Source organism: Streptomyces sp. NPDC127038 (assembly GCF_042725875.1).
Classification (GTDB): Bacteria; Actinomycetota; Actinomycetes; order Streptomycetales; family Streptomycetaceae; genus Streptomyces.
Genome location: NZ_JBHXDQ010000076.1, coordinates 1 through 25,097, shown reverse-complemented (window position 1 = coordinate 25,097; position 25,097 = coordinate 1). Strand labels below are relative to the sequence as shown.

Annotated in this window: 23 protein-coding genes and 1 pseudogene; 20 read left to right on the top strand and 4 right to left on the bottom strand. The window is 72.4% G+C overall.

What is annotated here, in order from left to right; translation table 11 throughout:
* The first annotated feature begins 321 nt into the window (after positions 1 to 321).
* The 15 genes and pseudogenes from ACFWI4_RS35460 (at position 322) to ACFWI4_RS35390 (ending at position 17,814) form a co-directional block, all read left to right on the top strand.
* Positions 322 to 1,989: a CTP synthase gene (locus ACFWI4_RS35460; protein WP_339128483.1), complete on the top strand. Its 1,668-nt coding sequence runs from the start codon at positions 322 to 324 to the stop codon at positions 1,987 to 1,989.
* A 112-nt stretch (positions 1,990 to 2,101) separates the two neighbouring features.
* Complete coding sequence (locus ACFWI4_RS35455) at positions 2,102 to 2,728, top strand: NUDIX domain-containing protein (protein ID WP_387204985.1); 627 nt, start codon at positions 2,102 to 2,104, stop codon at positions 2,726 to 2,728.
* 216 nt (positions 2,729 to 2,944) lie between these two features.
* Positions 2,945 to 5,026: a tetratricopeptide repeat protein gene (locus tag ACFWI4_RS35450; RefSeq protein WP_387204982.1), complete on the top strand. Its 2,082-nt coding sequence runs from the start codon at positions 2,945 to 2,947 to the stop codon at positions 5,024 to 5,026.
* 162 nt (positions 5,027 to 5,188) lie between these two features.
* Entirely contained in the window at positions 5,189 to 6,313 is a 1,125-nt protein-coding gene (gene ald / locus ACFWI4_RS35445) for an alanine dehydrogenase (protein ID WP_339128479.1), read from the top strand.
* A 425-nt stretch (positions 6,314 to 6,738) separates the two neighbouring features.
* Positions 6,739 to 7,866 carry a ParA family protein gene (locus tag ACFWI4_RS35440; protein ID WP_078943795.1) on the top strand — a complete coding sequence of 376 codons (1,128 nt, stop codon included), beginning with the start codon at positions 6,739 to 6,741 and terminating at the stop codon, positions 7,864 to 7,866.
* On the top strand, positions 7,851 to 8,423 hold the full coding sequence (locus tag ACFWI4_RS35435) for a hypothetical protein (RefSeq protein ID WP_387204978.1): 573 nt from the start codon (positions 7,851 to 7,853) through the stop codon (positions 8,421 to 8,423). The genes ACFWI4_RS35440 and ACFWI4_RS35435 overlap by 16 nt, the downstream gene beginning before the upstream one ends.
* Positions 8,424 to 8,783: 360 nt before the next feature.
* Positions 8,784 to 9,959 (top strand): segregation/condensation protein A, encoded by a 1,176-nt coding sequence (locus ACFWI4_RS35430; RefSeq protein WP_387204975.1) that lies wholly within the window; start codon positions 8,784 to 8,786, stop codon positions 9,957 to 9,959.
* A complete protein-coding gene (gene scpB, locus ACFWI4_RS35425; RefSeq protein WP_387204972.1) occupies positions 9,956 to 10,612 on the top strand; it encodes an SMC-Scp complex subunit ScpB in 657 nt (218 codons plus the stop codon). The genes ACFWI4_RS35430 and scpB overlap by 4 nt, the downstream gene beginning before the upstream one ends.
* The gene (locus ACFWI4_RS35420) at positions 10,612 to 11,850 is read left to right on the top strand and encodes a pseudouridine synthase (protein ID WP_385406854.1); all 1,239 of its coding nucleotides are present in this window, start codon (positions 10,612 to 10,614) and stop codon (positions 11,848 to 11,850) included. Before scpB ends, ACFWI4_RS35420 begins: the two co-directional genes overlap by 1 nt.
* 170 nt (positions 11,851 to 12,020) lie before the next feature.
* A complete protein-coding gene (locus tag ACFWI4_RS35415) occupies positions 12,021 to 13,010 on the top strand; it encodes a sigma-70 family RNA polymerase sigma factor (protein ID WP_387204968.1) in 990 nt (329 codons plus the stop codon).
* Positions 13,011 to 13,089: 79 nt separating this feature from the next.
* Positions 13,090 to 13,701 (top strand): TIGR03086 family metal-binding protein, encoded by a 612-nt coding sequence (locus ACFWI4_RS35410; RefSeq protein ID WP_387204965.1) that lies wholly within the window; start codon positions 13,090 to 13,092, stop codon positions 13,699 to 13,701.
* Positions 13,702 to 13,721: 20 nt separating this feature from the next.
* Entirely contained in the window at positions 13,722 to 15,197 is a 1,476-nt protein-coding gene (locus ACFWI4_RS35405) for an MFS transporter (RefSeq protein WP_387204962.1), read from the top strand.
* Between the two features lie 82 nt (positions 15,198 to 15,279).
* On the top strand, positions 15,280 to 16,071 hold the full coding sequence (locus ACFWI4_RS35400) for an NUDIX domain-containing protein (RefSeq protein WP_387204959.1): 792 nt from the start codon (positions 15,280 to 15,282) through the stop codon (positions 16,069 to 16,071).
* Positions 16,072 to 16,082: 11 nt separating this feature from the next.
* Entirely contained in the window at positions 16,083 to 17,105 is a 1,023-nt protein-coding gene (locus ACFWI4_RS35395; RefSeq protein ID WP_387204956.1) for an ADP-ribosylglycohydrolase family protein, read from the top strand.
* A 3-nt stretch (positions 17,106 to 17,108) separates the two neighbouring features.
* Positions 17,109 to 17,814: pseudogene (locus ACFWI4_RS35390) on the top strand (DNA polymerase beta superfamily protein).
* Here ACFWI4_RS35390 and ACFWI4_RS35385 read toward each other — a convergent pair.
* From ACFWI4_RS35385 to ACFWI4_RS35370, 4 genes are read right to left on the bottom strand one after another with little or no spacing between them, the layout of a single operon-like run.
* On the bottom strand, positions 17,811 to 18,518 hold the full coding sequence (locus ACFWI4_RS35385; RefSeq protein ID WP_387204954.1) for a DNA polymerase beta superfamily protein: 708 nt from the start codon (positions 18,516 to 18,518) through the stop codon (positions 17,811 to 17,813). The pseudogene ACFWI4_RS35390 and the gene ACFWI4_RS35385 sit on opposite strands and share 4 nt — an antisense overlap.
* Before the next feature lie 21 nt (positions 18,519 to 18,539).
* Positions 18,540 to 18,950 (bottom strand): Rieske (2Fe-2S) protein, encoded by a 411-nt coding sequence (locus ACFWI4_RS35380; RefSeq protein ID WP_387204951.1) that lies wholly within the window; start codon positions 18,948 to 18,950, stop codon positions 18,540 to 18,542.
* Positions 18,947 to 19,531 (bottom strand): DUF6529 family protein, encoded by a 585-nt coding sequence (locus ACFWI4_RS35375; RefSeq protein WP_387204948.1) that lies wholly within the window; start codon positions 19,529 to 19,531, stop codon positions 18,947 to 18,949. The genes ACFWI4_RS35380 and ACFWI4_RS35375 overlap by 4 nt, the downstream gene beginning before the upstream one ends.
* A gap of 24 nt (positions 19,532 to 19,555) precedes the next feature.
* On the bottom strand, positions 19,556 to 20,233 hold the full coding sequence (locus ACFWI4_RS35370; RefSeq protein WP_387204944.1) for a hypothetical protein: 678 nt from the start codon (positions 20,231 to 20,233) through the stop codon (positions 19,556 to 19,558).
* Positions 20,234 to 20,489: 256 nt separating this feature from the next.
* Here ACFWI4_RS35370 and aroH point away from each other — a divergent pair, with 256 nt between their 5' ends.
* From aroH to der, 5 genes are all read left to right on the top strand, one after another.
* Entirely contained in the window at positions 20,490 to 20,852 is a 363-nt protein-coding gene (gene aroH, locus ACFWI4_RS35365; RefSeq protein WP_037628600.1) for a chorismate mutase, read from the top strand.
* Positions 20,849 to 21,934, top strand: a complete 1,086-nt coding sequence (locus ACFWI4_RS35360) for a prephenate dehydrogenase (RefSeq protein WP_387204941.1) — start codon at positions 20,849 to 20,851, stop codon at positions 21,932 to 21,934. Before aroH ends, ACFWI4_RS35360 begins: the two co-directional genes overlap by 4 nt.
* 133 nt (positions 21,935 to 22,067) lie before the next feature.
* On the top strand, positions 22,068 to 22,763 hold the full coding sequence (cmk, locus tag ACFWI4_RS35355; RefSeq protein WP_385406887.1) for a (d)CMP kinase: 696 nt from the start codon (positions 22,068 to 22,070) through the stop codon (positions 22,761 to 22,763).
* 53 nt (positions 22,764 to 22,816) lie between these two features.
* Positions 22,817 to 23,434 carry a lysophospholipid acyltransferase family protein gene (locus tag ACFWI4_RS35350; protein ID WP_387205020.1) on the top strand — a complete coding sequence of 206 codons (618 nt, stop codon included), beginning with the start codon at positions 22,817 to 22,819 and terminating at the stop codon, positions 23,432 to 23,434.
* A 76-nt stretch (positions 23,435 to 23,510) separates the two neighbouring features.
* Positions 23,511 to 24,989, top strand: a complete 1,479-nt coding sequence (gene der, locus ACFWI4_RS35345; protein WP_387204937.1) for a ribosome biogenesis GTPase Der — start codon at positions 23,511 to 23,513, stop codon at positions 24,987 to 24,989.
* Positions 24,990 to 25,097: the final 108 nt, after the last annotated feature.

Here is a 25,097-nt window from a genome sequence, read left to right as displayed (position 1 = left end):
GGGACTCGGCAGCGAGTGTCCGAGCAGGATACGACGCACGTGGAAGATCCGCGTGCCGCTCCGGGCAACCCGGTTGAGCCGATCGAGTGAGCGGTGTGTGAGCTCTGTGCCCGCCCCGGCGCGCGCCGGGGGTGCGCACCCCCGGCGCCCGGACGGGTGCGGAGCGTGGCCGGAAGCGGCCTCGTCCGGTCGCTGATACCCTGGTAGCCCGTGGACCGGTGGGCAAGAAACCCCCGAACCGCAGCGACGGCAACCCCCGGAAATCTCCGGGCCCCACGCCGGCACGCACCCCAGACCGACCACGGGAGCCCCCTCTTGGCCATGCCGCCCAGTGCTTTTCGAAACAGCACAGCCACGACGACCAAGCACATCTTCGTCACCGGGGGTGTCGCGTCCTCCCTCGGCAAGGGCCTGACGGCCTCCAGCCTGGGCGCGCTGCTCAAGGCACGGGGTCTGCGCGTCACGATGCAGAAGCTCGACCCGTACCTGAACGTCGACCCGGGCACCATGAACCCGTTCCAGCACGGCGAGGTGTTCGTCACCAACGACGGCGCCGAGACCGACCTGGACATCGGGCACTACGAGCGCTTCCTCGACGTGGACCTGGACGGCTCGGCCAACGTGACCACCGGTCAGGTGTACTCCACCGTCATCGCCAAGGAGCGCCGCGGCGAGTACCTCGGTGACACCGTGCAGGTCATCCCGCACATCACCAACGAGATCAAGCACCGCATCCGCCGCATGGCGACCGACGACGTCGACGTCGTCATCACCGAGGTCGGCGGCACGGTCGGCGACATCGAGTCGCTGCCCTTCCTGGAGACGGTCCGCCAGGTCCGCCACGAGGTCGGCCGCGACAACGTGTTCGTCGTGCACATCTCGCTGCTGCCCTACATCGGCCCGTCCGGCGAGCTGAAGACCAAGCCGACGCAGCACTCGGTCGCCGCCCTGCGCAACATCGGTATCCAGCCCGACGCGATCGTCCTGCGGGCCGACCGCGAGGTCCCCACCGCCATCAAGCGCAAGATCTCGCTGATGTGCGACGTCGACGAGGCCGCCGTGGTCGCCGCGATCGACGCCAAGTCGATCTACGACATCCCGAAGGTCCTGCACACCGAGGGCCTCGACGCCTACGTCGTGCGCAAGCTGGACCTGCCGTTCCGTGACGTGGACTGGGCGACCTGGGACGACCTCCTGGACCGCGTCCACAACCCGGTCCACGAGATCACCATGGCGCTCGTCGGCAAGTACATCGACCTGCCCGACGCCTACCTCTCGGTCACCGAGGCGCTGCGCGCCGGCGGTTTCGCCAACAAGGCCCGCGTCAAGATCAAGTGGGTCACCTCGGACGACTGCAAGACCCCGGCGGGCGCGGCCAAGCAGCTCGGCGACGTCGACGCGATCTGCATCCCCGGCGGCTTCGGCGACCGCGGTGTGTCCGGCAAGGTCGGCGCGATCCAGTACGCCCGCGAGAACCGCATCCCGCTGCTCGGCCTGTGCCTGGGCCTGCAGTGCATCGTGATCGAGGCCGCGCGGAACCTGGCCGACATCCCGGACGCCAACTCCACCGAGTTCGACTCGGGCACCGGCCACCCGGTCATCTCCACGATGGCCGAGCAGCTCGACATCGTGGCGGGCGAGGGCGACATGGGCGGCACCATGCGCCTGGGCATGTACCCGGCCAAGCTCGCCGAGGGCTCGATCGTGCGCGAGGTGTACGACGGCAAGGAGTACGTCGAGGAGCGTCACCGTCACCGCTACGAGGTGAACAACGCCTACCGCGCCGAGCTGGAGAAGAAGGCCGGCCTCCAGTTCTCCGGCACGTCCCCGGACGGCAAGCTCGTCGAGTACGTCGAGTACCCGCGTGACGTGCACCCGTACCTGGTCGCGACCCAGGCGCACCCCGAGCTGCGCTCCCGTCCGACCCGGCCGCACCCGCTGTTCGCGGGCCTGGTCAAGGCCGCGGTGGCGCGCAAGACGGGCAAGTAGCACCAGGGTTGTACGGTGACCGGGGTGCGGATCCGCGGGTGTTCCCGCCGGATGCGCACCCCGGTCCCGTGATCCGGACCGGCTTCTTTTTGCGCGTGTGGGAGGACAGGCCATGACCATCAAGGACATTCCCGAGGAGTGGGAGGTCCGGGCGACCGAGACCCCCTTCAGGGGCAACAAGACCTCGGTGCGCACCGACGACGTGGTCATGCCCGACGGATCCGTCGTCCGCCGGGACTACCAGGTCCACCCGGGCTCCGTCGCCGTGCTCGCCCTGGACGACGAGGACCGGGTGGTGGTCCTGCGCCAGTACCGCCACCCGGTGCGCCAGAAGCTGTGGGAGATCCCGGCGGGCCTGCTCGACGTCCCGGGCGAGAACCCGCTGCACGCCGCGCAGCGCGAGCTCTACGAGGAGGCGCACGTCAAGGCGGAGACCTGGCGGGTGCTGACCGACGTCTACACCACGCCCGGCGGCTGCGACGAGGCCATCCGGATCTTCCTGGCCCGCGATCTCTCCGAGGCGGAGGGCGAGCGGTTCGAGGTCGAGGACGAGGAGGCCGACATGGAGCTGGCCCGCGTCCCGCTCGGTGAACTCGTCGCCGGTGTGCTCGCCGGTGACCTGCACAACAACTGTCTGGTCGTGGGGGTCCTCTCGCTCGTCGCCGCACGGCAGGGCGCCGGACTCGACGCCCTGCGTCCGGCCGGGGCGCCGTGGCCCGCGCGTCCCTTCGAGGCCTGACCCCGGCTCCGGGACGGCCGGTCCGTTCCGTCGACCCGCTCCGGACGGTCGTATACGCCCGTCCGGAGCCACCGGTCCTACGATCGCCTGATCCGATCGGGGGATGTCTCCGTCGCGCTCCGTCCGGATCGTCGCAGAGCGTGAACTAGGCTCTGGAAAACGCCCGTACCGGAGTCCCGGCGGGCTTGCGCGTGCAGTGGAACGGGAGCGTGGCCCGTGGCGGATCAGGCGGTGGACGACGGCGGCACCAAGGTGGCGTCCAAGGGGCAGCGCCCGGCTGCCGGGTCCGCTCCCACGGAGAGTCAGTTCCTGGGCCGTACAAGAGAGTTGAAGGAACTCCGGGCGGACATCGAGCGGGCGGGACTCGACACCATCGCCGGCCGCAAGGCCCCCCGCGCGCGGGTGCTGCTCATCGCGGGCAAGCCCGGCTCCGGCCGCACCGCGCTCGCCGACCGGCTCGCCGCTCAGGTCGCCGAGAGTTACCCCGACGGCATACTGCGCGCCCGGCTCACCGAACCCGACGGCACCCCGGTGCCCACCGAGGCCACCGCGCGCGACCTGCTCACCGCCCTCGGGCTGTCCGCACCCGCCGGAGCCGGCGCCGACGAACTGTGCGAGCGGCTGCGCGAGGCCCTCGCGATCCGCCGGGCGGTGCTCCTGCTCGACGACGCGGCCGACGCCGAACAGGTCGACGCGCTGCTGCCCGACTCCCCGGACTGCCTGGTCGTCGCCGTCTCCGGCGGGCCGCTCACCGGAATCGCGGACGTCCGCCCCTGCACCCTCGGCGGCCTCGACACCAAGTCCGCCCTCGAACTCCTCGGCCACTTCACCGGCTCGGTCCGCATCACCGTCGACCCCCTCGCCGCCGAGGGACTGGTCGAGCTGTGCGCCGGCCAGCCGACCGCCCTGGTGCTGGCCGGCGGCTGGCTCGCCGCCCGACCCGCCGCCGCCGTCGCCGACCTCGCCAAGCAGCTGCGCACCGAGGGCGCCGACGGCACCCCGATGGACCGCGTCTTCCGGATCTCGTACGCCTCGCTGCCGGGGTCCGCCGCCAGGACCCTGCGCCTGCTCTCGCTGGCGCCCGCGGGCCTCGTCGACCCGCACACCGCCTCCGCGCTGGCCGGCTGCTCGGTCCAGTCGGCGCACACCGTGCTGGACGAGTTCGTCGCCCTCGGCCTGCTGCGGGCGGTCCCCTCGGAGCTGCCGCAGTACGAGGTGCCCGGCTGCCTCCAGCCCCTGCTGCGCGCGCTCGTCGACACCCACGACCGGCCCGCCGAGGTCCAGCTGGCCCGGGCCCGGATGCTGGAGCGGACCGTACGGCTCCTGGTGTCCTGCCGCGCGATCACCGAGACCGACAGCTCGCCCGCCCGGGAGAAGCTCGCCGGGATGCCCCGCGCCCTGCGCTTCGCCGGGCCCCGGGCGGCCGAGGACTGGCTGCGCGTCCGCCGGCCCGCGCTGCTCGCCTCGGCCCGGCTGGCCGTCGCGGACGGGGAGCTGGACACCCTGGCCAGGCGGCTGATGGCCGCCCTGGTGCGGGCGATGGCCGCGCACTTCGGCACCCGGGCCGCCGCCCCCGACCTGTACGGCATCCACCGCCTCGTCCTGGACGTCGCCGAACGCCGTGACCTGCCCCGCGAGAAGGCCGCGGCCCTGCTCAACCTCGCCGACCTGGACGCGCAGACCGGCCGCAGGACCGGCGCCCTGGCCCGCTACCGGGCCGCGCTGGACGCCGGACGCGAGGCGAACGACCCGTACGCGACCGGCCGCGCGATGGAATCCGTAGGCGGTGCCCACCAGGAACTCGGGGACCACGACCGGGCCGCCGACTGGTACGGCAGGGCGCTCGCCCAGCGGCTCGCGCGCGACGAGCGCGTGGACGCCGCCCGGCTCTACGGGCGCATCGCCACGGCGCACACCTACGCGGGCCGCTACGGCGAGGCCCAGGTCAACTGGCGCGCCGCCGTCGCCTGGCACCGCAAGAACGGCGATGTCGCCTCCCAGGCAAGGGCGTTGAGCGAGATGGCCCGGGTCCAGGAGTACGCGGGACGCCCCGAGGAGTCGCTGCGCACCTGCCAGGAGGCCGTCGAGTGGGCGCGCCGCGCGGACGACGTACGTCTCCAGGCCGCGCTCCAGGTCAGGCTGGCCGACACCCTGGAGCGGCTCGGGGACCCGGCGGCCGCCGGGCTGCACCGAGCGGCGGCCGAGCGCATGCTGGGAGATGAGCTGCTGGAGAGCACATCCGGCCTGGAACACGACGCTAACGCCTACGAAATCCGCAGTGCATCCGCTGAAGATTGATGCATTGAAAGGCTAGACAGAGGGAATCCCTTCATTAGACTGGCTCCGCCGCGTTCTTCCGTGGTGTCTCCCGGTGTGCTCCCGTACGTCGGGTATGACATGCATTGCCTGGCTTGCATCGCCTCGGCATGCATAGCCCCAGAGCCCTCTGAGTCAAGGACCGTGATCGACGTGAAGGTCGGCATCCCCCGCGAGGTCAAGAACAACGAGTTCCGGGTGGCCATCACCCCCGCAGGCGTGCACGAGCTCGTGCGCCACGGCCACCAGGTCTTCGTCGAGCAGAACGCCGGCGTCGGCTCCTCGATCACGGACGAGGAGTACGTCTCGGCCGGCGCGCAGATCCTGCCCACCGCCGACGAGGTCTGGGCCACCGCCGACCTGCTGCTGAAGGTCAAGGAGCCCATCGCGGAGGAGTACCACCGCCTCCGCAAGGACCAGACGCTCTTCACCTACCTGCACCTGGCCGCCTCCCGCGAGTGCACGGACGCCCTCCTGGAGTCCGGCACCACCGCGATCGCCTACGAGACCGTCGAGCTTCCGAGCCGCGCCCTGCCGCTGCTGGCCCCGATGTCCGAGGTCGCGGGCCGCCTGGCCCCGCAGGTCGGCGCCTACCAGCTGATGCGCGCCAACGGCGGCCGCGGTGTCCTGCCCGGCGGCGTCCCCGGCGTCCTGCCGGCCAAGGCCGTCGTCATCGGCGGAGGCGTCTCCGGCTGGAACGCCGCGCAGATCGCCATCGGCATGGGCTTCGACGTCACGCTGCTCGACCGCGACATCAACAAGCTGCGCGAGGCCGACAAGATCTTCGGCACGAAGGTCAAGGCCGTCATGTCCAACTCCTTCGAGCTGGAGAAGGCCTGCCTGGAGGCCGACCTCGTGATCGGCGCCGTGCTGATCCCCGGCGCCAAGGCGCCGAAGCTGGTCACCAACGAGCTCGTCTCCCGGATGAAGCCCGGCAGTGTCCTCGTCGACATCGCCATCGACCAGGGCGGCTGCTTCGAGGACTCCCGCCCCACCACGCACGCCGAGCCGACCTTCCCGGTCCACAACTCGGTCTTCTACTGCGTCGCCAACATGCCCGGCGCGGTCCCCAACACCTCGACCTACGCGCTCACCAACGCCACGCTGCCGTACATCGTCGAGCTCGCCAACCGCGGCTGGACCGAGGCGCTGCGCCGTGACAACGCGCTGGCCAAGGGTCTCAACACGCATGACGGCAAGGTTGTTTACCGCGAGGTGGCCGAGGCCCACGGGCTGGAGCACGTCGCGCTGGAGAGCCTGCTCGGCTGACTTTGCCGATGGCTCAATGAGTCGACATTTTCGGTCGACTCGTCGCTGACAAAAGGCGATACGTCAACACGGGTCGTCAACACCGCTCACCAGGCCGGACCTTGCCCGACAAGGTCCGGCCGGGTGTGTGTCGGGTCACTTCGCGGCACTCGTTCAACTCGCCACGAACGTAACTCTTCAACCGATTCGCACACCGGTGAAACCTGCCGTGCGACGCCCTTACGCCCTTGACAGAGGGATGTTCGGTTGCCGACACATCGGGTCGGGTCCGGCGGATTGTGTTGCTGCGGAGCGGTGACACGCCATAGAGTCGCCAACCGTCGGCATGGTGCCACGCTGACCTATCGAGAAGTTTCCTGGTCACCAAGGAGGTAAGACGACTTGTGAATGAGTCGACATTTACTCCCGGGGGTGGTCAACCAGGAATGCCGGCGCGGGGCCAGGACCCCACGGGGCTCGAGGCTGTCGGCTCCGTCGCTGTCCGCACCTTCGCAGCCCATCAGAGTCCCCGGACGACTCAGACAGCACACCCGAGCATGGATGGCCATCACGTGAACGCCATGGCCGGCAACGGAAGTGGCGAGAACCACACCCACTTCGCCGACTACGACGAACTGCCCGAGGGGCACTTCTACGACCCCGACGCCGAGTACGAGCCCGATCCGGAGTACGCGGCCACGCTCGCGCCCGACGCGGCCCGTCAGCGCCGTGAGCGCATCGGCCCGACGGGGCGCCCGCTGCCCTACTTCCCGATCCCGGGTCCGCTGACCAGTCACGGCCCCGCGACGATCATCGCGATGTGCAACCAGAAGGGCGGCGTGGGCAAGACCACGTCGACCATCAACCTGGGTGCCGCGCTCGCGGAGTACGGACGCAGGGTGCTGCTCGTCGACTTCGACCCGCAGGGCGCGCTGTCCGTGGGACTCGGCGTCAACCCGATGGAGCTCGACCTCACCGTCTACAACCTGCTCATGGAGCGGGGCATGGCGGCCGACGAGGTGCTCCTGAAGACGGCGGTCCCGAACATGGACCTGCTGCCCAGCAACATCGACCTGTCCGCCGCCGAGGTACAGCTGGTGAGCGAGGTCGCCCGCGAGTCCACGCTCCAGCGCGCCCTGAAGCCGCTGATGGCCGACTACGACTACATCGTGATCGACTGCCAGCCCTCGCTCGGCCTGCTGACCGTGAACGCGCTGACGGCCGCACACAAGGTGATCGTGCCGCTGGAGTGCGAGTTCTTCGCGCTGCGCGGTGTCGCGCTGCTCACCGAGACGATCGAGAAGGTCCAGGAACGGCTCAACCCCGAGCTGGAGCTCGACGGCATCCTCGCCACGATGTACGACTCCCGCACGGTGCACAGCCGTGAGGTGCTCGCGCGCGTCGTGGAGGCCTTCGACGATCACGTCTACCACACCGTGATCGGCCGGACCGTCCGCTTCCCGGAGACCACGGTCGCCGGTGAGCCGATCACCACGTACGCCTCCAACTCCGTCGGTGCCGCCGCCTATCGCCAGCTCGCCAGGGAGGTGCTCGCCCGGTGTCACGCCGAGTGAGTCTGCCGGGGGCCGACGAACTGTTCCGTACCACCGGGGGCATGGCGCTCCAGTCGTCCAGCCCCGCCCGCCGGGCCAACGGCGAGGCCCGGGTGCCGGCTCCGGCCGGCGAGGGCGACGCGGCGGCCGGGGACGACGCTCCCCAGTCGGTGCCCGTCCAGGGCGGGGACGGCGAGGGCGACGAACACGTCGCCGCCGACTCCGGGGCGGACGCGGGGGAGTCGCGCAGTCGCGGAGGCGCCCCGGACCGTTCGGGGCGCCGGCCGGCGCAGGAAGGTTCTGGCGCCCCTTCCACGTCCGTGCAGTCGTCCCGCAAGCGGGGGCGCGCCGCGAACCGCCGGCCCAGCGGGCGGGAGCGGCACGACGAGAAGATCACCGTGTACGTGTCCGCCGAGGAGCTGATGGACCTCGAACACGCGCGCCTGGTGCTCCGCGGTGAGCACGGTCTCGCCGTCGACCGCGGGCGGATCGTCCGCGAGGCGGTCGCCGTGGTCCTCGCGGACCTGGAGTCGCGCGGCGACGCGAGCATTCTCGTCCGGCGTCTGCGCGGGCGGTAGGGGTAGCCTTCGACGGCTATGACCTCGAACGTCCCGCCTCCGTCAGCCGCCTCCGGCGGTCGTCGGCGTGCGCTGGGACGCGGTCCCGGGGCGCCGCCAGCTCCCCCCGCGCAGCCCGAGACGACCGGCCCGTCCCAGGAACCGGTGGGCCCGGAACCGTCCGAGGAACCGGCAGCCCCTGATTCCTCCGGGGAACCTGTAGGCCCGGAACCCTCCGAGGAACCGGTCGGTCCGGAGCCTTCCGGGGAACCAGCTGGCCCGGAACCCTCCGAGGAACCGGTCGGCCCTGAGCCCTCGGAGGCACCCGCGACCGCGGACCACCCTTCGGGACCTGCGACCGCGGACCACCCTTCGGGACCCGTGACCGCGGCTCCCTCCGGGCCGGTCGGCGCGGACCGCTCCGGGGGGCCCGAGGCCCGTGAGGTCTCCGGGGTGTCCTCCGGACCTGACACGGGGTCCGTACGGACCGTCGAGCCCCCGAGAACCCCCGCCGAGCCGTCCGGGGCGCCCGTGGAGGGCCCCGCGGCGCCCGCGCGCCCCGATGTGCCGGACGCGCCCCCCGAGGCGCCCCAGGGCCGCCCTGGGACGTCCACGGACCCCGCCCCCGATCCGGGGGAGGCCTCCGCCGGATCGGGGGACGGCGTCTTCAAGGTGCGGCTCGCGAACTTCGAGGGCCCCTTCGACCTGCTGCTCCAGCTGATCACCAAGCACAAGCTCGACGTCACCGAAGTGGCGCTGTCCAAGGTCACCGACGAGTTCATGGCGCACATCCGGGCGATGGGCCCCGACTGGGACCTCGACCAGACGACCGAGTTCCTCGTCGTCGCGGCGACGCTGCTCGACCTGAAGGCCGCCCGGCTGCTGCCCGCCGCCGAGGTCGAGGACGAGGCCGACCTCGCCCTGCTGGAGGCACGGGACCTGCTGTTCGCGCGGCTGCTCCAGTACCGCGCGTACAAACGGATCGCGGACATCTTCAACGCGCGCCTGGACGAGGAGGCCCGCCGCTACCCCCGTACGGTCGGGCTGGAGGCGCAGTACGCGGAACTGCTGCCCGAGGTCGTCATCAGCATCGGCCCCGAGGGCTTCGCGAAACTCGCCGTCAAGGCGATGCAGCCCAGACCCAAGCCCCAGGTGTACGTCGACCACATCCACGCGCCGCTCGTCAGCGTGCAGGAACAGGCCGGGATCGTCGTGGCGCGGCTGCGGGAGCTCGGCGAGGCCAGCTTCCGCTCGCTCGTGGAGGACACCGACGACACCCTCACCGTGGTCGCCCGGTTCCTGGCCCTGCTGGAGCTCTACCGGGAGAAGGCCGTCGCCCTCGACCAGGAGGAGGCCCTCGGGGACCTCATGGTGCGCTGGACCGGCGGCCAGGACGACGGGGTGCCGCGGGTGACCGACGAGTTCGACCGCCCGGCGGAGACCGCCGACGACGAGACGCGGCGCGGACCCCGGAAGGCCGGGAAGGACGCGATCGAGAAGGACGCGGTCGGCAAGGACGCGATCAAGAAGGACGGGACCGAGAAGGAGAAGGCGTGAGCGAGGAGACCACCGGCACCCCCGCGCGGCCGCCCGCCGTCGCGGACCTCGATCTCGGGGCCGCCCTGGAGGCCGTCCTCATGGTCGTGGACGAGCCGGCCACCGAGGAACACCTCGCCAGGATCCTGGAGCGGCCCAGGCGGCAGGTAGCGGACGCGCTGCGCGCCCTGGCCGACGAGTACACCGTCCAGGGCCGCGGATTCGAGCTCAGACTGATCGCGGGCGGCTGGCGTTTCTACTCGCGGCCCGCCTACGCGAGCGCCGTCGAACGCTTCGTCCTGGACGGCCAGCACGCCCGCCTCACCCAGGCGGCCCTGGAGACGCTCGCGGTCGTCGCGTACCGCCAGCCGGTCAGCCGTTCGAGGGTCTCGGCGGTCCGCGGAGTCAACTGTGACGGCGTGATGCGCACCCTCCTCCAGCGCGGTCTGGTCGAGGAGGCGGGCACGGAACCCGAAACAGGTGCGATCCTGTACACGACGACGAACTACTTCCTGGAGCGAATGGGCCTGCGAGGTCTGGACGAGCTCCCGGAGCTCGCGCCCTTCCTCCCCGAGGCGGACGCGATCGAGGCAGAGACGCTGGAAGGGGTCCCGTCGTTCGATCCGGACGCACCGGATGCAGACGCAGACGACACGACGACGACGGAACTTTGATGCGAAGCAGTGGCAGCGGCAGTGGCAGGAACAGCGGGCGCGGCAACCCGCGCGGAACCGGCGGGAGCGGCGGTTCGCGTGGCAGCGGCGCGCCCCGCGGGGCCGGCGGGGGCGGTGGCTCGCGCGGCGGAAGCGGTGGCGGCTCCCGCGGCGGGAGCGGCGCCGGCTCGCGTGGCGGAAGCGGCGGCGGCTCGCGCGGTACGGGCGGCGGCGGCTTCCAGCCGAGGAGTTCGGCGGCGGGGCGTGACGACCAGCCGAAGCGTCCCAGCAAGCCCCGTCCCGAGGAGCGTCGCTACGACGTAGGCCCCGGGGGCACGCACGAAGGCCCGAAGTCCGGGCGCGGCGCCTCGGCGCGCGGTGGCGCCAAGGGCGGCCCCAAGCAGGGCCAGCAGCGCGGCGGCCGCACCGAGCCCGCGCGCTCGCGTGAGTACGAGACGCGGGCCGAGGAGCGCAACCGCGACCGGTACGCGGGCAAGCCGGAGATCAAGCTGCCCAAGACCTTCCCGGGCGCCGAGGAGGAGGGCGAGCGCCTCCAGAAGGTGCTCGCGCGCGCCGGTTACGGCTCGCGGCGTGCCTGCGAGGAACTGGTCGACCAGGCCAGGGTCGAGGTCAACGGCCAGATCGTGATGGAGCAGGGTCTCCGTGTCGACACCGACAAGGACGAGATCAAGGTCGACGGGCTCACCGTCGCCACGCAGTCGTACCAGTTCTTCTCGCTGAACAAGCCGGCCGGCGTCGTCTCCACCATGGAGGACAACGAGGGCCGCCAGTGCCTCGGCGACTACGTGACGAACCGCGAGACGCGGCTCTTCCACGTGGGCCGGCTCGACACCGAGACCGAGGGTGTCATCCTGCTCACCAACCACGGCGAGCTGGCGCACCGGCTGACCCACCCCAAGTACGGCGTGAAGAAGGTCTACCTCGCGCACATCGTGGGCCCGATCCCGCGTGACCTGGGCAAGCGGCTCAAGGACGGCATCCAGCTGGAGGACGGTTACGCGAAGGCGGACCACTTCCGGGTCGTCGAGCAGACCGGCAAGAACTACCTCGTCGAGGTGACCCTGCACGAGGGCCGCAAGCACATCGTGCGCCGCATGCTCGCCGAGGCCGGCTTCCCGGTCGACAAGCTGGTGCGGGTCGCCTTCGGCCCGATCACCCTGGGCGACCAGAAGTCGGGCTGGCTGCGCCGTCTGTCGAACACCGAGGTCGGCATGCTCATGGCCGAGGTCGGTCTCTGATCGCGCCGGCCCCCTGAGGCCCCGGAGCCCCCTCGGCTCCGGCGGCCCGCGGTCATCACCCGCGCCCGCGACGGCCGGTCCCGGAACCTTTCCGGGACCGGCCGATTCGTTTTCGCCTCCCCGCCGGTCTGTACCGGTGAACGGACCACGGGTGTGCTCCGGCGCGCCCCGTGCGAACGAAGGGAGCGGCGATGACCGCGACGACGCACCGGGACGAGTTCGTCCGGCTGACCGGCCCGTACCGGCGGGAACTGCTCGCCCATTGCTACCGCATGCTCGGTTCGGCCGACGACGCCGAGGACCTCGTGCAGGAGACGTATCTGCGGGCCTGGCGGTCCTACGAGGGGTACGAGGGCCGCGCCTCCCTGCGCACCTGGCTCCACCGGATCGCCACCAACACCTGTCTGACGGCCCTGGAGGGGCGTGGGCGCCGTCCGCTGCCCACCGGCCTCGGCGGCCCCGGAGACACGCCCGAGGAGCCGCTCGGCGCTCCCGCGACCGACATCCCCTGGCTCCAGCCGCTGCCCGACACGCTCGTCGACCCGGCGACGGTCGTGGCGGCGCGGGGGAGTCTGCGGCTCGCCCTGGTCGCCGCGCTGCAGAACCTGCCCGCGCGGCAGCGGGCGGTCCTCATCCTGCGGGACGTGCTGGCCTGGCGGGCCGCGGAGGTGGCCGCCCTGCTCGACACGTCGACCGCGGCGGTCAAGAGCACGCTCCAGCGCGCGCGTGCCCGGCTCGACGAGGTCGCGCCGGAGGAGGACCTGGTGGTCGAGCCCGACGGCACCGACGACCGCGAGCTCCTCGACCGTTACATGGCGGCCTTCGAGAACGCCGACATGGGGTCGCTGCTGGCGCTGCTGCGCGACGGGGTCGAGCTGGAGATGCCGCCCCACCTGGAGTGGTTCAGCGGCAAGAAGGACGTCGTGCGGTTCCTGCGCGTACGGGCGTTCTCCGGCCAGGGGGCGGGGCATGTCCGGATGGTGGCCGTCCGGGCCAACGGACAGCCGGCGGCCGCGGCCTACGAGCGCGACGGCGACGGCGTGCTGCGGGCGCACTCCGTGCAGGTGCTCACCGTCGAGGCGGGCGGTGTCGCACGGCTCACCGTCTTCCTGGACCCGGGCCTTTTCGCCTCCTTCGGGCTGCCGGGGATCCTTCCGTGAACCCCGTGAGTCCCGTGAATCCCGTGGATCCCGTGAATCCCTTGAGTCCTGTGAATTCCGTGAGTCCCAGGAGCTCCCCGTGAACCCCTTGCACCCCTTGCATCCGGGGGAGCTCCTGGAGCGCTCGCTGGCGTACGCGAGCGTCGGTGTCGCCGCCGTGCCGCGCGGGGGCCTGCGGCGGCCGACGCCGTGCGCCGAGTGGGACCTGGGGGACCTGCTCCACCACCTCGACGACTCGGTCGAAGCGCTCTACGAGGGTGTCGCGGAGGGACGGGTCGGGCTGTGTCCGGCGCGCCCCGCCGCCGATCCGGTGTGCGCCTTCCGCGAGCGTGCGGCCGCCCTCCTCGGTGTGTGCGCGGCGGTCCCCGGGGCGCTCCGGGACCCGGCCGTGGGGGACCGGTCGCTGGGCGCCGGGCTGCTGGTGGCCGTCGGCGCCCTGGAGATCGCGGTGCACGGCTGGGACGTCGCGCGGGCCTGCGGGCACGCCCGGCCGATCCCGTCCGGGCTGGCCGCGGAGCTGCTGCCGCTGGCGCACCTCGTGGTCGCGGACGCCGACCGCGGGGTGCGCTTCGCCGACCCCGTCGACGCCCCGCCGGGAACGGCGCCCGGCGGCCGGCTCCTCGCTTTCCTCGGCCGGTGCCCCGGCGGCGATTCCTTTCCGGCGCGGGGCGGGTCGGTCCTCCGTGAGTGATCCTCACGGAAGGAACCGTCATGACCGACACCACCGCGCGCGCCCCCGTCCAGCAGTCGCCGGCCCCGCCCGCACGCCGTGCGTGGACCGTGATCCTGGCCGGGCTCGGGGCGCTGCTCTGCTCCCTCGACGTGGTCGTCGTGGCCACCGCGCTGCCGGCCCTGCGGGCCGACTTCGGGGCGAGCCTGTCCGACCTGGAGTGGACGATCAACGCGTACAACCTCGTCTTCGCCTGCCTCACCCTGACCGGGGCCGCGCTCGGCGACCGGTTCGGGCGGCGGCGCATGTACGTCGTCGGGCTCGCCGTCTTCACCCTGGCCTCGGCCCTCGCCGGGCTGGCCCCGGGGCCGGGTCAGCTCATCGCCGCCCGGGTGCTCCAGGGCGCCGGTGCCGCCGTCCTGCTGCCGCTCACCCTGACCCTGATCAGCGAGGCGTTCCCGGCCGAGAAGCGGGGCGTGGCCATCGGGATCTGGGGCGGGGTGACCGGCCTGGGTGTCGCTGCCGGACCCGTGCTCGGCGGCGCCGTCACCGAGGGCCTGTCCTGGCAGTGGATCTTCTGGCTGAACGTGCCGACCGGGCTCGCGATGATGCCGCTCGCCGCGCTGAGGCTGCGCGAGAGCCGTGGCCCGCGTCCCCAACTCGACGTCGTGGGGCTGCTGCTGGCCGCCGTCGGGCTGACCGGCCTGGCCTGGGCGCCGGTACGGGCCCCGCAGGCGGGCTGGGGGAGCGCCGAGGTGCTGGGCGCGCTGGCCGTCGGCGTCGTCTTCGTGGCCGCGTTCCTCGGCTGGGAGCGGGCGGGTGCCCGCTACCCGATGCTGCCCCTCGGCTACTTCCGCAGGCGCGCCTTCTCGACCGCCAACGGCGCCGTCTTCCTGACGTTCATGTCGCTGCTCGGCTCGCTGTTCATGATCTCGCAGCTGTTCCAGCTCGGCCTCGGGAACTCGCCGCTCCAGGCCGGTGTCCGCATCCTGGTGTGGACCGGCATGCCCCTGCTCGTGGCGCCGCTCGCGGGCGCACTCGCCGACCGGTTCGGGAACCGTCCCTTCATGTTCGGCGGACTCGTCCTCCAGGCGACCGGACTCGCGCTGCTGGCCTGGCAGGTGCAGCCCGGTGTCGCCTACGGACGGCTGGTGCTGCCCCTGGTCGTCGCGGGCGTCGGCATCTCCATGGTCTTCCCCACCGTCGCGAACGCCGTGACGTCCGCGGTGCCGCTCGCCGACGCGGGAGTCGCGGCAGGCGTCAACAACGCGCTGCGCGAACTGGGCGGAGTCTTCGGGATCGCCGCCGCGGCGGCCGTGTTCACGCATTTCGGCGGCTACGGTTCGGCGCGGGACTTCGTCGACGGATGCGGCCCGGCGCTGTGGGTCTCGGCGGGAGTCGCGGCCGCCGGAGCGCTGGTGGCCGCCCTCGCCCCGGCTCACGCTCCGGCGCGCGGACCGGACGCGCCCCGGGACGACGTCCGGCGGCCCGAGGGATCGCCCGCCCGGGCCCGGTGAAGGCGCCGGCCCGCGGGGACCGCAACTTCCCCGGTCGAAAGCCTTGTTGACACCCCGCGCTCCCTTTATAGTCGTAGTGACCATGGTCAAGGTGACCATAAAAGGTCATCGGCGAGACGGGGGCGCGGGAGTGGACACGGGCGAGGGCCGCGCACCGGGGGGTGCGGCACCCGAGGGCTACGACAAGTACGCCTTCGAGCCCTTCGCCGTCACCGTCGACCTGGCCGTCCTGACCGTGCGCGCGGGCGCACTCCAGGTACTGCTCGTCGAGCGGGGCACACAACCGTACGCAGGCCGCTGGGCCCTGCCCGGCGGCTTCGTCCTGCCCCGCGAGTCCGCCGAGGAGGCGGCCAGGCGCGAACTCGCCGAGGAGACCGGCCTGTCGGACCTGACGGGACTCCACCTGGAGCAGCTGCGCACCTACAGCGATCCCGACCGTGACCCCCGGATGCGGGTCGTCTCCGTCGCCTTCGCCGCGCTGCTGCCCGACCCGCCCGAACCGCACGGCGGCGGCGACGCGGCGCGGGCCATGTGGCTGCCCTTCGACGGACTCGCCCCGCTCGCCTTCGACCACGACCGGATCCTCGCCGACGCCCACGACCGCGTCGGCGCCAAACTCGAGTACTCCTGCCTCGCCACGTCCTTCTGCCCGCCCGAGTTCACCCTCGGAGAGCTCCAGCACGTGTACGAGACGGTGTGGGGCACCGCGCTCGACCGGCCCAACTTCCGCCGCAAGGTCCTCGCCACGCCCGGATTCGTCGAACAGGTCCCCGGTGCCGCACGCCTCACCGGCGGCCGCGGCAAACCCGCCGCCCTCTACCGCGCGGGCGACGCGAAGGCACTGCATCCACCCCTGCTGCGTCCCACCTCGTAAGGACGGCCCCGATGACCAGCACGACCCTGACCAAACGCGCCGCCACCGGTTCGCTGATCGGCCTGGCCCTCGGAGACGCGCTCGGGTTCCCCACCGAGTTCAAGACCGTGCCCGCGATCCTCGATTCGTTCGGCCCCTGGCGGCAGTTGGCGCTGCCCCGGCCCGCGATCGTCACCGACGACACCCAGATGACCCTCGCGCTGGCCCACGGACTGCGCACCGCCATGGACCGCGGACTGCTCGGCCCGCTGCGGATGGAACGGCCGGTGCGCGAGGAGTTCGTGGACTGGTACCAGTCGCCCGAGAACAACCGGGCCCCCGGCCGCACCTGCCTGGTCGCCTGCAACCTCCTCAAGGACGAGAAGCGCCGCTGGCAGCAGGCCAGCCAGACCGGCTCCAAGGGCTGCGGCGCCAACATGCGCGTCGCGCCCGTCGGACTCGCCCGCGGACTCAGCGACGAACAGCGCGCGGGCGCCGCCCAGTTGCAGGCCGCGCTCACCCACGGCCACCCCACCGCCCTCGCCGCCTCCGACCTCACCGCGCACACCGTACGGCTGCTCTCCGAAGGAGTCAGGCCGGCGGAGCTGACGGGCCTGCTGCTCGCCTACGCGCACGAGAACCGGCACCGCTACCACTCCCGCTGGCTCGGCGACCTGTGGACCTTCTGCCACGACGCCGGCCCCGAGCAGTACATCGCCCGCGGCTGGGACGAGTGCATCGCCGTCCTGGACAACGTCCGCCGGGCCGTGCGCACCGCCTCGCCCGAGGACGACCCCTGCCTGGCCACCGGCGAGGGCTGGATCGCCGAGGAGGCGTTCGCCACCGCGCTGCTGTGCTTCCTGATGTTCGCCGACGAACCCGTCACCGCACTGCGCCGGGCCGCCTGCACCTCGGGCGACTCCGACTCCATAGCCTGTCTCACCGGCGCGTTCGCGGGCGCCCACCTCGGTTCGGACGCCTGGCCGGCCGACTGGGCCGACCGCATCGAGTACCACAGCGACCTGATGGCGCTGGGGGCGCTCTGGGATGCTTGATCCATGACAGACGTCCTCGGCACAGGCGCCGACCTCGCGAGCGTGGTGGGCGAACAGCCCGACCCCGTGCTCTTCGCCACCGTCTCCGGGGCCCACCTGTACGGCTTCCCCTCGCGGGACTCCGACGTCGACCTGCGCGGCGTCCACGTGCTGCCGGCGGCCGACCTCGTCGGGCTCGACGAACCGCAGGAGACCCGGTCCCGGATGTGGATGCGGGAGGGGACCGAGATGGACCTGGTCACCCACGCCGCTGGTCGTGCACACCGGCGACGAACACCGCGAGCTGATCTCGCTGGCCCCCGGGGTCCTCACCCGCCATCACGCCCACCACTACCGGGGGTTCGCGGCCACGCAGTGGCGGCTCTTCGAGAAGAGCGGCGAACTCAAGCCGCTGCTCTACACGTTCCGGGTGCTGCTCACCGGCATCCATCTGATGCGCAGCGGCGAGGTGCAGGCCGATCTGCCCACACTGACCGGGCAGATCCCTTCGTCCCCCGCCTACCTCACGGACCTGATCGCCGCGAAGGCGGAGCGCGAGCACGGGGCCGCCGACGTCCCGCACCCGCGCGTGGAGGCCGACGTGGAGCGGCTGCACGTCCTCCTCGACGAGGCGCAGGAGGCCTCGGCGCTGCCGGACGCCCCCTCCGCGTACGAGGCGCTGCAGGACTTCGTGGTCAGGGTCCGCCTGGACGGGGTTCCGAAGAGCTAGGCGTCGCCGCCGGGGTCCCGGAGGGCCGAGGCGCGGCGGGTGCGGACCAGGAAGTCCTCCACGCGCGCGTGGTCCGGCTCGGGCGGGAGCGGGCTGAGGGCGGCCGCCTCGTCGGTCTCCGCCGCCAGCCGGACCATCCGGCGCTCGACCTCGCTCCAGGACACCTCGCCCCGCTTCACCGCGAGCAGCGGCTCGCGCTGGTCCGCCACGTCGATCGTCAGGACCCCGGTGCGCAGCAGATCGCGCGAACTCGTCAGCAGACGCAGCAGATGCATGGCGTGCTTCCAGCGGGGCGCGCCGTGCGTACGGACGTCGGCCTCCAGCTTCCTGCGCTGGCCGAGCGCGTAGCGGGTGAACGTCTCGTGCGCCTGACGGGACAGGAACGCCCCGCGCAGGGAACGGAGTTCGCGCCCGGTGTCGTCCGCGTACTCGACCAGCGGGGAGTGCAGGCACTCCAGGACGTTCGGGTTGGCGCGCAGCGCGAGCGCGCAGAACCGCTCCAGCTCCCAGCTGAACTGCTCGGGCGCCGGGCCCTCGGCGTGCGTCGGCGGTTTCCCGAACCGCCAGAACAGCGCGGTCGGGGCGAGGAAGACGCCCCGGAGGTCCGTGTCGCTGCCGTCCGTGGCCAGTCCGAAGGCGCGGGAGCCCATCACGCAGGAGTAGACCGTGTGGTCCCGCACCAGGGAGTGTCCGTCGGAGCTCATGTCCCGAGCGTACGGGCCCTCTCACGCCAGGCGGATCGAGTTTCCCTGCACCGTGATCTTCTCCGCGGGCAGCGGACGCGGCGCGGGCCCGGCCTTGACCGCCCCGTCCTCGATGGCGAACTTGCTCCCGTGGCAGGGGCAGTCGATGGTGCCGTCCGCCACCTTGTCGACGATGCACCCCAGATGGGTGCAGACCGCCGAGAAGGCCTTGAAGTCGCCCTTCGCCGGCTGGGTGACCACGATCTTCCGGTCGGCGAAGACCGTGCCGCCGCCGACCGGGATGTCGCTCGTCGTGGCGAGTTCCCCGCCGCCGGAGGTGTCGGGGGAGGCGCTGGAGGAGCCGCCGCCGCTGCCGTACTGACTGCACCCGGCGAGCAGCGCGGACGCCCCCGTGGCGAGGATCACCGTGCGCCGCGTCGAGCGATGGGTCATGTCGTCACTCCGAACGTTCGGAAGAACCAGAAGGCGGACGTCAGCCAGACGGCGGTGAGCACGGCGAAGACGAGGCCGCCGATGGCGGGAAGCAGCCAGCCGGGCAGGCGCTCCGAGCGGAGCAGCAGCATCTTGGCACTGAAGGCACCGAAGAAGAAGCACCCCAGGAGCGAGTGCCACATGACGCGGGTGCTGTACGTCTGATAGCCCAGCGCGTACAGACAGTGCACCGCGACCGGCACCGCCACCAGGAACGCGATCCGCCCCGACCACCGGTGCAGCGCCCCCGACCACCCCGGCCCCGGCAGCTTTCCGTACATCATCAGCGCCGAGACGAGCTGGACGAGGGCGAAGAAGAACGCCGTCGTCGCCAGCCAGGACTTCACGGCGCCGGTGCTGCTGAACCCCGCGAGGTCGAACGCGGTGCCCGTCGGGTCGTGGACCTTGCCGTAGACGCCGAGGCCGACCGCGACGGCCCCGGCGACCAGGGCCGGGACCAGATAGCGCGCCGCGCCCGGACGGTCGTGGCCGGGCGGCGGGGGAGGGAAGCCCTGGGTTGCGGCGTTCGGGTCCACGCTCATGAACGGCTCCTGTGGCAGAGGAGGTCAGGGGGTGACAGGACGGGCGGTGATCTTCTGGCCGTCGACCGTCACGGCGCCGGTCTCCGGATCGATCGAGGGCGCCGCCGCGGGCGTGCCGTCGCGCTCGACGACGCCGACCTGCTTCCCGCCGGGCAGCACGATCCAGCCGCCGTCGACCTTCGCGCCGCGCACGGTGGCCGTCGCCCGGTACAGGCCGGAGGGCCTGACGGCCCGGTCCGCCGTGAAGCCGTACCGCTGCCCGCCGACGTCGGCGCTGCCGTGGATCAGCCGGTGGTCCCGGAGGGTTCCGTCCAGCTCGTCGCCGTCGCCGCCGGTGAGCCGCATGCTGCCGTCGTCCGCGACGTCGCCCTTCAGCCAGGACTCCTTGGCGTGCCCGTCGCAGAAGTACGCGACCACCTTGCCGTCGCGCAGGGAGAACGCGATCGCGGAGGTGCCGTCGTCGGTACGGCCCGCGTAGGCGCCGGAGGGAGCGGCGGTACGGGACGGCGAGGCGCTCGGCGGAGGGCTCGCCGACGGGGAGGCGGAGACGGCCGGCACGGTGGCCGACACCGAGACGCCGGGTGACGCCGGCCGGTACGGGTTCGAGGTCCCCTTCGGCCCGGTCGTCGCGTTGAGCACCAGCAGGAGCACACCGAACACGAGCCCCGCGAGGAGGGTCAGCAGGGGTCCTGGTCGCTTCATCCGGTCCTCCCCCGGGCGGGTCTCCTGCCATCAGAGCGGACGGGGGCGCCCGCGTCCAGAGGCGCACGGGCGCGTTCTCGCCCGGGGTGACGGAATGGGGCGATTCGGGTGACACCGACGCGGCGCGGCGGCGGGGCCCCGCCGGATCCGGCGCGCGGTCCGTGTCTCGGCAGGCGGGCGCCGCGCACCGCCGTCCGGAGGGCTGACTACGCTGGAGTGACACGAAACGCACCACAGATCAGCGAGGAGCATCACCGTGGCGGTACGAGCGGTCCGGGGCGCCGTCCAACTGGAACGGGACGAGGCCGGGCACATGGACGAGCAGGTCAGCGAACTGCTCACCGCCATCCTGGAGCGCAACGCGCTCACCACGGACGACCTGATCAGCATCTGGTTCACGGCGACGCCCGATCTGCACAGCGACTTCCCGGCCGCGGCGGCGCGCAAGCTCGGCATCGTCGACGTCCCGCTGATCTGCGCGCAGGAGCTGGACATCGAGGGCGCGATGCCCCGGGTGGTCCGCGTCCTCGCGCACATCGAGTCCGACCGGCCGCGCGCCGACGTCGTGCACGTCTACCTGGGCGCCGCGGGCGCACTCCGGAAGGACATCGCCCAGTGAGGACCGCGCTCGTCATCGGAACCGGGCTGATCGGCACGTCCGCGGCCCTCGCGCTCACCGCCCGCGGTGTCGTCGTCCATCTCGCCGACCACGACCCCGAGCAGGCCCGTACGGCGGCCGCGCTCGGCGCCGGCACGGACGAGGCCCCCGAGGGGCCCGTCGACCTCGCGATCGTCGCCGCGCCCCCGGCGCACGTCGCCGCGACCCTCGCGGACGCCATGCGCCGCGGTGTCGCCCGCGGCTACCTCGACGTCGCCAGCGTCAAGGGCGGTCCCCGCCGCGAGCTGGAGGCGCTCGGCCTCGACCTCACCCCGTACATCGGCACGCACCCCATGTCGGGCCGCGAGAAGTCGGGCCCGCTGGCCGCCAGCGGCGACCTCTTCGAGGGCCGGCCCTGGGTGCTCACCCCCACCCGGGACACGGACACCGAGGTCCTGAACCTCGCCCTGGAACTGGTGTCGCACTGCCGTGCCGTGCCCGTGGTGATGGACGCCGACGCCCACGACCGCGCCGTGGCGCTCGTCTCCCACATGCCGCACCTGGTGTCCAGCATGGTCGCCGCGCGCCTGGAGCACGCGGAGGAGACGGCGGTACGGCTGTGCGGGCAGGGCATCCGCGACGTGACGCGGATCGCGGCCTCCGACCCCCGGATGTGGATCGACATCCTCTCCGCGAACCCCGGCCCCGTCGCGGACCTCCTCGCGGACGTCTCCGCCGACCTGGACGAGACGGTCCAGGCCCTGCGCGCCCTTCAGTCCTCGGACGAGGCCAAGCGCCGCGAGGGCGCCGGCGGGATCGAGGACGTCCTGCGGCGCGGCAACGCGGGCCAGGTCCGCGTCCCCGGCAAGCACGGCTCCGCGCCGCGCGTCTACGAGGTCGTGGCCGTCCTCATCGACGACCAGCCGGGACAGCTCGCCCGCATCTTCGCCGACGCGGGGATGGCCGGGGTCAACATCGAGGACGTACGCATCGAGCACGCGACCGGCCAGCAGGCCGGCCTGGTGCAGCTGATGGTGGAGCCGAAGGCGGTGCCGGTGCTGGGCGCGGCCCTGCGCGAGCGGGGCTGGGCACTGCGCCAGTAGGACCGCGGGCCCTGCCCGTGAGCGGGCGCCGGGAAGGGCCAGTAATACGGGGTCCGCGGGGCCGGTAACCTTGTGCGGGGCGCCCTCGCGCCCCGCAGAGACCTCCACCCCGCACCAGGAAGGTGTTCCCACCGTGGAAAACGGCGCCGCCCGTACCGCTCCGGCTGTGATTGTCGCCATCGACGGCCCCTCCGGCACGGGCAAGTCGAGCACCTCGAAGGCCGTGGCCGCGAAGCTCGGACTGAGCTACCTGGACACCGGGGCGCAGTACCGCGCCATCACGTGGTGGATGGTCAGCAACGACATCGACATCACGGACCCCTCCGCGATCGCCGCCGCGGCCGGCAAGCCGGAGATCGTCTCCGGCACCGACCCGGCCGAGCCGACCATCACGGTCGACGGGACCGACGTCGCCGGGCCCATCCGTACGCAGGAGGTCACCTCCAAGGTCAGCGCGGTCAGCGCCGTCCCCGAGGTGCGGGCCCGCATCACCGAGCTCCAGCGCGCCCTGGCCGGGTCCGCGGCGGCCGGCATCGTCGTCGAGGGCCGGGACATCGGCACCACCGTGCTGCCCGACGCCCACCTGAAGATCTTCCTCACCGCCTCCCCTGAGGCGCGTGCCGCCCGGCGCAGCGGTGAGCTGAAGGGCGCGGACATCGAGGCGACGCGTGAGGCGCTGGTCAAGCGCGACGCGGCCGACTCCAGCCGCAAGACCTCCCCCCTCGCCAAGGCGGACGACGCGGTCGAGGTGGACACCTCCGACCTCACGCTCCAGCAGGTCATCGAGTGCGTCGTCACCCTCGTCGAGGAGAAGCGGGCCGCCGCGTGAGCGCACCCTCCGCCAGAGGCGCCGAGGTCGGCCGCCGCATCGGCGTCGGCCTGATGTACGGGCTGTGGAAGCCGCGCGTGCTCGGCGCCTGGAAGGTCCCGGCGACCGGTCCGGCGATCCTGGCCGTCAACCACGCGCACAACATCGACGGCCCGATGGTCATGGGCGTCGCGCCCAGGCCGACGCACTTCCTGATCAAGAAGGAGGCGTTCGTCGGTCCGCTCGACCCGTTCCTGCTGGGCATCGGCCAGCTCAAGGTCGACCGGGAGATCGCCGACCGCGCCGCCATCACCGACGCCCTCGGCGTCCTGGCGTCCGGCGGGGTCCTCGGGATCTTCCCGGAGGGCACCCGGGGCGAGGGCGACTTCGCCTCGCTGCGGGCCGGGCTCGCCTACTTCGCCGTACGCAGCGGGGCGCCGATCGTCCCGGTCGCGGTGCTGGGAAGTTCCGAGCGCTCCAGCCGGTTGACGAAGGCGCTGCCCCCGCTGCGCAGCAGGGTCGACGTCGTCTTCGGCGACCCCTTCGAAGCGGGCGACGGCAGCGGCCGCCGTACGCGACAGGCGCTGGACGAGGCCACCGGCCGCATCCAGAAGCAGCTCAGCGCCCACCTGGACAACGCCAGACATCTGACCGGACGCCGGGAAAACGCCGGGCGCACCGGCGGGCGTTAGGCGACACTTAGTAGTGGATCACCCGGTTTACGGGTGGCCCACCGATCACCACGATGAACGACGAGGTACGGACTTCATGAACGACCACATCCAGCCCGACGGCTCGGCGGAACACGAGCACGGGGCGCTTGGCGATGCCGAGTACGCGGAGTTCATGGAGCTCGCCGCGGAAGAGGGCTTCGACATCGAGGCCGTCGAGGGCGCGATCGAGGAGGCGGGCCACGGCCCGCTGCCCGTCCTCGCCGTCGTCGGCCGCCCGAACGTCGGCAAGTCGACCCTGGTGAACCGCATCATCGGCCGCCGCGAGGCCGTCGTCGAGGACAAGCCGGGCGTCACCCGCGACCGTGTCACCTACGAGGCCGAGTGGGCGGGCCGCCGCTTCAAGCTCGTCGACACCGGCGGCTGGGAGCAGGACGTCCTCGGCATCGACGCGTCCGTCGCCGCCCAGGCCGAGTACGCGATCGAGGCGGCCGACGCGGTCGTCTTCGTCGTGGACGCCAAGGTCGGCGCGACCGACACCGACGAGGCCGTCGTACGCCTGCTCCGCAAGGCCGGCAAGCCCGTCGTCCTGTGCGCCAACAAGGTCGACGGCATGAGCGGCGAGTCCGACGCCTCGTACCTCTGGGCCCTCGGTCTCGGCGAGCCGCACCCGGTCTCCGCGCTGCACGGCCGCGGCACCGGCGACATGCTCGACGCCGTCCTTGAGGCGCTGCCCGAGGCCCCGGCGCAGACCTTCGGCACCGCGGTCGGCGGCCCCCGCCGCATCGCCCTCATCGGCCGCCCGAACGTCGGCAAGTCCTCACTCCTGAACAAGGTCGCCAACGAGGACCGCGTGGTCGTCAACGAGATCGCTGGCACCACCCGCGACCCGGTCGACGAGCTCATCGAACTCGGCGGTGTCACCTGGAAGTTCGTCGACACGGCGGGCATCCGCAAGCGCGTCCACCTCCAGCAGGGCGCGGACTACTACGCCTCGCTGCGCACGGCCGCGGCCGTCGAGAAGGCCGAGGTCGCGGTCATCCTGATCGACGCGTCCGAGACCATCTCGGTGCAGGACCAGCGCATCGTCACCATGGCCGTCGACGCCGGCCGCGCGGTCGTCCTCGCCTTCAACAAGTGGGACACCCTCGACGAGGAGCGCCGCTACTACCTGGAGCGGGAGATCGAGACCGAGCTCGCCCAGGTGGCCTGGGCGCCCCGGGTGAACGTCTCGGCCCGTACCGGCCGTCACATGGAGAAGCTCGTCCCGGCGATCGAGACGGCCCTGGACGGCTGGGAGACCCGCGTCCCGACCGGCCGTCTGAACGCCTTCCTCGGCGAGCTGGTCGCCGCCCACCCGCACCCGGTCCGCGGCGGCAAGCAGCCCCGCATCCTGTTCGGGACCCAGGCGGGCACCAAGCCCCCGCGGTTCGTGCTCTTCTCCTCCGGCTTCATCGAGCACGGCTACCGCCGGTTCATCGAGCGCCGGCTGCGCGAGGAGTTCGGCTTCGCGGGCACCCCGATCCACATCTCGGTGCGGGTGCGCGAGAAGCGCGGTACCAACAAGAAGAAGTGACGCCCACGGGCGAAGCGTGAGGGGGGGGAGCCCCCGGGGCGGCCCGCCCCCCCCGTGTACGCCGACGGCTCGGGGGGGTACAAACCCCCGCGCGGGGGGGGGGGGCCC